The organism is Hydrogenophaga sp. (assembly GCF_026125825.1).
Classification (GTDB): Bacteria; Pseudomonadota; Gammaproteobacteria; order Burkholderiales; family Burkholderiaceae_C; genus Hydrogenophaga.
Genome location: NZ_JAHCKK010000144.1, coordinates 1 through 6,674, shown reverse-complemented (window position 1 = coordinate 6,674; position 6,674 = coordinate 1). Strand labels below are relative to the sequence as shown.

7 protein-coding genes are annotated in these 6,674 nt (G+C 65.7%); all 7 read left to right on the top strand.

What is annotated here, in order from left to right; all coding sequences use genetic code 11:
- Positions 1–1,740, top strand: a 1,740-nt coding sequence (locus KIT86_RS23595; protein ID WP_297402946.1) for a DUF3400 domain-containing protein, incomplete at its 5' end; no start/stop codon positions are given.
- Between the two features lie 24 nt (positions 1,741–1,764).
- The gene (locus tag KIT86_RS23590; RefSeq protein WP_297402944.1) at positions 1,765–2,178 is read left to right on the top strand and encodes a DUF971 domain-containing protein; all 414 of its coding nucleotides are present in this window, start codon (positions 1,765–1,767) and stop codon (positions 2,176–2,178) included.
- Positions 2,179–2,195: 17 nt separating this feature from the next.
- Complete coding sequence (ubiE, locus tag KIT86_RS23585) at positions 2,196–2,927, top strand: bifunctional demethylmenaquinone methyltransferase/2-methoxy-6-polyprenyl-1,4-benzoquinol methylase UbiE (RefSeq protein ID WP_297402942.1); 732 nt, start codon at positions 2,196–2,198, stop codon at positions 2,925–2,927.
- Positions 2,928–2,969: 42 nt separating this feature from the next.
- A complete protein-coding gene (locus KIT86_RS23580) occupies positions 2,970–3,974 on the top strand; it encodes a Tim44 domain-containing protein (protein ID WP_297402940.1) in 1,005 nt (334 codons plus the stop codon).
- Between the two features lie 135 nt (positions 3,975–4,109).
- Entirely contained in the window at positions 4,110–4,673 is a 564-nt protein-coding gene (locus tag KIT86_RS23575) for a hypothetical protein (RefSeq protein WP_297402938.1), read from the top strand.
- Positions 4,670–6,235: a ubiquinone biosynthesis regulatory protein kinase UbiB gene (ubiB, locus tag KIT86_RS23570; RefSeq protein WP_297402936.1), complete on the top strand. Its 1,566-nt coding sequence runs from the start codon at positions 4,670–4,672 to the stop codon at positions 6,233–6,235. Before KIT86_RS23575 ends, ubiB begins: the two co-directional genes overlap by 4 nt.
- A gap of 150 nt (positions 6,236–6,385) precedes the next feature.
- On the top strand, positions 6,386–6,674 hold a 289-nt coding region (locus tag KIT86_RS23565), incomplete at its 3' end, for an FmdB family zinc ribbon protein (RefSeq protein ID WP_297402934.1).

Below are 6,674 nucleotides of genomic sequence, written 5' to 3'. Positions count from 1 at the left end.
ACCGCGCACGAGGCCGTGGCGCGCATCATGGTGCTGGCGCGCCACCTCGACGGCGTGATCTCGGGTGAGCACGGCATCGGCATCACCAAGCTGGAGTTCCTCACCGACGAGGAACTCCAGCCGTTTGCGGACTACAAGCAGCGCGTCGACCCCGAGGGCCGCTTCAACAAGGGCAAACTGCTGCGCCAGGGCCCGCCGGGCGACGCCAGCCTGCGCAGCGCCGATCTGTCCAACGCCTACACGCCCAGCTTCGGCTTGATGGGGCATGAATCGATCATCATGCAGCGCAGCGAAATTGGCGCCATTGCCGACAGCGTCAAGGACTGCCTGCGCTGCGGCAAATGCAAGCCCGTGTGCGCCACGCATGTGCCGCGCGCCAACCTGCTCTACTCGCCGCGCAACAAGATCCTCGCCACCTCGCTGCTGATCGAGGCCTTCCTGTACGAAGAACAGACCCGTCGCGGCATCAGCATCAAGCATTGGGAGGAGTTCGAGGATGTGGCCGACCACTGCACGGTGTGCCACAAATGCCTGAGCCCCTGCCCGGTCAAGATCGATTTCGGCGACGTGACCATGAACATGCGCAACCTGTTGCGCAAGATGGGCCAGAAGAGCTTCCGGCCCGGTAACGCGGCGGCCATGTTCTTTCTGAACGCGACCAATCCCGAGACCATCAAGTTCGTCCGCGGCGCCATGGTGGGTGCGGGTTTCAAAGCTCAGCGCCTGGCCAACGACTTGCTCAGGCGGCTTGCGCGCAAGCAGACCAGCGCGCCACCGGCCACGCTGGGGCCCGCGCCGATCAAGGAGCAGGTGATTCACTTCATCAACAAGAAGATGCCGGGTGGCCTGCCCAAGAAGACCGCACGCGCCTTGTTGGACATCGAAGACAAGGACTACGTGCCCATCATCCGCAACCCCTCGGCCACGACGGCCGAGACCGAGGCGGTGTTCTACTTCCCGGGTTGCGGCTCCGAGCGCCTGTTCTCGCAGGTCGGTCTGGCCACGCAGGCCATGCTCTGGCATGCCGGCGTGCAGACGGTGCTGCCGCCGGGTTACCTGTGCTGTGGGTATCCGCAGCGAGGCAGCGGCCAGTTCGACAAGGCCGAGAAGATGATCACCGACAACCGCGTGCTGTTCCACCGGGTGGCCAACACGCTGAACTACCTGGACATCAAGACCGTGGTGGTGAGTTGTGGCACGTGCTACGACCAACTGCAAGGCTACGAGTTCGACAAGATCTTCCCGGGTTGCCGCATCATCGACATCCACGAGTACCTGCTGGAAAAGGGCATCACGCTGCCGGCCGGGCAGGGTGGCTATCTGTACCACGATCCTTGCCACACCCCGATGAAGCTGCAGGATCCGATGAAAACCGTCAAGGCCCTGGTGGGTGACAACGTGATGGAGAGCAAGCGCTGCTGCGGCGAGTCGGGCACGCTCGGCGTGACCCGGCCGGACATCTCCACCCAGGTCCGCTTTCGCAAGGAAGAGGAAATTCAGAAGGGCGAGGCCGCCCTGCGCGCCGCCGGGACCGTGGGCGCGAACGACAACGTCAAGATCCTCACCTCGTGCCCGAGCTGCCTGCAGGGCCTGAGCCGCTATGGCGACGACCTCAAGTCTGGCCTGCTGGAAGCCGATTACATCGTGGTGGAGATGGCCCGCCAGATCCTGGGCGAGGCATGGCTGCCCGAGTACGTGGCCAAGGCCAACGAAGGCGGCATCGAGCGCGTGCTCGTCTGACCCGCCCCGACAACGGAGACTTTCATGGCCGGCCTCGATAAAAACACCCCCACCCCGCAGTCCATCACCCTGCACCAGCAGTCGCGGGTGCTGGAGATCGGCTTTTCCGACGGCAGCGAATTCAGGATTCCCTTTGAGCTGATGCGGGTCTATTCCCCCTCGGCCGAGGTTCAGGGCCATGGCAAGGGCCAGGAGGTGCTGCAGACCGGCAAACGCGAGGTCGGCGTCGTGGCGCTGGAGCCGGTCGGCAACTACGCGGTGCAGCCCACTTTCACCGACGGCCACAGTTCGGGCATCTTCTCTTGGGATTACCTGTACTTCCTGGGCTCAAAGCAAGCCGATCTGTGGGCCGAGTACCTGGAGCGTCTGCAGGCCGCTGGTGCGCAGCGCGACGCCCCCATGCCTGACAAGGGTGGCCACGCCTGCGGCAGCCACTGAAGCAAGGAAATTTCACCATGGCCTCCACCCATTTCGGTTTCAAGACCGTCGACGAAGGCGAGAAGGCGAGGCGCGTGCGCGGCGTGTTCGACTCGGTCGCTCCCAAGTACGACGTGATGAACGACCTCATGTCGGCCGGGCTGCACCGGCTCTGGAAGCGCTACACGATCACCGTGGCCAATCCCCAGCCGGGTCAGCAAGTGCTCGACATCGCCGGCGGCACGGGGGATCTCTCGCTGGCGTTTGCCCGCAAGGTCGGGCCCAGCGGCCGCGTGGTGCACACCGATATCAACGAAGCCATGCTGCGCGAGGGCCGATCGCGCCTGCTCGACCTGGGTGTGGTGCTGCCCACCATGGTGTGCGATGCCGAGAAGCTCCCGTTTGCCAGCGAGTCGTTTGATTTTGTTTCGGTGGCTTTTGGGCTGCGCAACATGACGCACAAGGAACTTGCACTGGCCGAAATGCATCGGACCCTCAAGCCGGGCGGCAAACTGCTGGTGTTGGAGTTTTCCCGGGTGGCGAAACCGCTTGAGAAGGCCTATGACTGGTATTCGTTCAACGTGCTGCCCAAGCTGGGCAAACTGGTGGCCAACGATGAGAGCAGCTACCGCTACCTCGCGGAGTCCATCCGCATGCACCCGGGGCAGGAAGAATTGCGCCAAATGATGCGCACGGCAGGGTTCGGGCATGTGGACGTGCACAACCTCAGCGCCGGGGTGGTGGCGTTGCACATGGGCATCAAGTGTTGAGATGGTTTTTTCGGTTTTCTGTTGTTTGAAGGAGGCAAAGGCATGAACAAGTTGTGGTCGGTGTTGCTGGTGTTCGCGATGGCGCTGGGCACCCAGGATGTGTGGGCCAAGCGCATGGGCGGTGGCATGTCGTTCGGCAAGCAGTCGGGCAACGTGACGCAGCGCAACAGCGCGCCGCCGTCCCAGCAGGCCGCGCCGCAGCAGGCGCCTGCCCAGAATGCCGCCCCGTCCCGTCCCGCCTCCGCCAACCCGGCGGGTGCCGCTGCGGCCGCGCCCAAGCGGCCCTGGGGCGCCATGCTGGGTGGCCTGGCCGCCGGTCTGGGCCTGGCCTGGCTGGCATCTTCCCTGGGTCTGGGCGAAGCCTTTGGCCAGATTTTGCTGTTCGCTTTGCTGGCCGTGGTGGTCATGGCGGTGATCGGCATGGTGATGCGTCGCCGCACGCCCGCTGCCGCACCGGGTGGCATGGCCTACCAGGGGGCAGGCGCGGCCGGCCAGTCGCAGTACGAGCCAGCCACGCCGCGCAGCTACAGTCCGCAGAATGTGGGCAACGACGCCTCCGCGCGTCCCTGGGAGCGCAGTGGCCCGGCTGCGCTGGATCACTCCCACCGCCCCGTCGGCGGCTCCATGATTGGATCGGCCCTGGGCGGCAGCCAGAACTGGGGCGTCCCCGCCGGTTTTGACGCGGAGGGCTTCCTCAAGGCCTCCAAGGCCAATTTCGTGAGCCTCCAGGATGCCTGGGACCGTTCCGACATCCCCGCGCTGCGCGCGATGATGACGGACGACATGCTCGAGCAGATCCGTGGCCAGTTGGCCGAGCGCGAACAGGCGCGCGGCGGGGTCAACAAGACCGAGGTCGTGATGCTGGACGCCCAGCTGCTCGGCATCGAGGAACTGCCGGGCGAATACATGGCCAGCGTCGAGTTCTCGGGCCTCATCCGAGAGGATGCATCGGCCGGTCCGAACCCGTTCCGCGAAGTCTGGAACATCACCCGTCCCAAGGACGGCCCTGGCGGCTGGCTGGTGGCCGGCGTGCAGGCGCTGCAGTAAGGCGCTGCCCAGGGCTGCCGCAGCCCGGCCAATGCACGCAGTCGCCGTGCATGGCGCTTTATCCGTCAAAATCGGGTGGTCATGAAAAATGAACCACCCGATTCTTCTTCCGGGGCCGGTGCGGCCTCCGCCCCCTTGGACTTCCTGCAATCGCTGCTCGGCGCCATTCGTCCGCCCGAATGGGTGGTTGACGAATTGCAGAACCGCGTGGTGCTGTTCCTCAACCACGTGCTGATGCAGGAAAAGGCGGCCCAGGACCGCCTGCGCCGCCAGAAGGGCAAGCCCGTGCGCATCCAGTGGGGTGATTTCCACCTCACGCTCGCGCCCAGCGCAGCCGGCCTGCTGGAACGCTGCGCACCCGATGCAACCCCCGAGCTGAGCGTCACGCTCACCCAGCGCTCCCCGCTGGCGCTGGCCCAGAGCGTGCTCGCCGGCCAGAAGCCGGGCGTGGACATTCAGGGCGATGTACAACTCGCCGCCGAGGTGGCCTGGCTGGTGGACAACGTGCGCTGGGACGTGGAGGAGGATCTCTCCCGCATCGTCGGTGACGCCACCGCCCACACGCTGGCTCGCTTCGCCCAGTCGGCGGCCCAGGCCGTCAAGGCTTTCGTCGCGCGTATGCCGGGCGGCCGCGCGCCGCGCGCTGCCTCCAGTGGCGACGCGTCGGCGCCTGCGCGCGCCGACGGACCCGCGGCATGAGCCGGCTCTTTCGCGGCGCCTTCATCGTCTGGGTGGTGTTGCGCTATGGCCTCGACGAGCTGGTGCTCTCCAGCTTCGAGCGGCCGGCCATCCGCCTGCTCACCCGCATCGTCTCCATCGGACGCAACCTGGATGCGCCGCGCGGTGCCCGCTTGCGCGAGGCCCTGGAGCGACTGGGACCCATCTTCGTGAAGTTCGGCCAGGTGTTGTCCACGCGGCGCGATCTTCTGCCACCCGACATCGCCGACGAATTGGCGCACCTGCAGGACCGGGTGCCCCCCTTCCCCAGTGAGGTCGCGGTCGCCAGCATCGAGCGCGCCTTCGGCAAACCCCTCTCTGCGGTTTTCTCCCATTTCGAACAGGTGCCGGTGGCCAGTGCTTCCGTGGCCCAGGTGCATTTCGCCACCTTGCTGGATGGCCGCCACGGCGGGCGAGAAGTCGCGGTGAAAGTGCTGCGCCCGAACATGCGCCCGGTCATCGACAAGGATCTCAGCCTCATGCGCATGATGGCCGGCTGGGTGGAGCGGCTGTCGGCCGACGGCAAGCGCCTCAAGCCGCGCGAGGTCGTCGCCGAGTTCGACAAATACCTGCACGACGAGCTGGACCTTCTGCGCGAGGCGGCCAACGCGGCCCAGCTTCGCCGCAACATGCAGGGGCTGGACCTGGTGCTGATCCCGGAAATGCTCTGGGACTACTGCCACACCGAGGTGATGGTGATGGAGCGCATGCACGGCACCCCCATCAACCGGGTCGAGGCGCTGCGCGACCTGGGCGTGGACATCCCCAAGCTCGCGCGCGACGGTGTCACGATCTTCTTCACCCAGGTGTTTCGCGACGGTTTCTTCCACGCCGACATGCACCCGGGCAATATCCAGGTCAGTACCGCACCGGCGACCTTCGGGCGCTACATCTCACTCGATTTCGGCATTGTCGGCACCCTCACGGAGTTCGACAAGGAGTACCTGGCGCAGAACTTCACGGCCTTCTTCCGGCGCGACTACAAGCGCGTGGCCGAGCTGCACATTGAATCGGGCTGGGTACCGGCCGAAACGAGGGTGGACGAGCTCGAATCGGCCATCCGCGCGGTGTGTGAACCCTATTTCGACCGCCCGCTGAGGGAAATCTCGCTTGGCATGGTGCTGATGCGCCTGTTCCAGACCTCGCGCCGCTTCCACGTGGAAATCCAGCCCCAGCTGGTGCTGCTGCAGAAAACCCTGCTCAACATCGAGGGGCTGGGTCGCCAGCTCGACCCCGAACTTGACCTCTGGAGCACGGCCAAGCCGTTTCTGGAGAAGTGGATGGTGGAGCAGGTCGGCCCGCAGAAGCTGCTGCAGCAGCTCAAGGCCGAAGCACCGCAGTACGCGAAGCTGTTACCGGCGCTGCCGCGCTTGCTGCACGACTACCTGCAGCACAAGCCGCACGAACTCCGGCGGGAACTCGACAGTCTGTTGGCCGAGCAGCGCCGGACCAACCGCCTGCTTCAGAGCATCATCTATGGCGGTGTCGGCTTCGTGCTGGGCCTCATCGTGATGCAGGTGCTGGTGCGGGTCCGGCTTTGGTAGGCGGGATTGCCGGGCGCCGACGCCCGGCGCGCGGGATGGACACCCTCAATTTATAATGACGGGTTTTGTTCCACGTCCCGCACGGGAACGTCCGGTGCTCTGCGGGGGCTGATCCCCCGAGGCGCCCCAGCCCTCATTCAGGTCCACGCCATGCCAATCTATGCCTACAAGTGCGAGTCCTGCGGCCATGCCAAGGACGTGCTGCAGAAAATCTCCGACGATCCTCTCAGTGTGTGCCCGGCCTGCGGCCAGGCCAGCTTCAAGAAGCAACTGACGGCGGCCGGTTTCCAGCTCAAGGGTTCGGGCTGGTACGTGACCGATTTCCGCGAAGGCAACAAGCCCGCCACCACCGCGGCGCCCGCTGCGGCTGGAGATGCTGCCGCCCCGGCGACCGCCAAGCCTGCGGCCGATGCCGCCGCCGCGCCGGCACCAGCCGCCG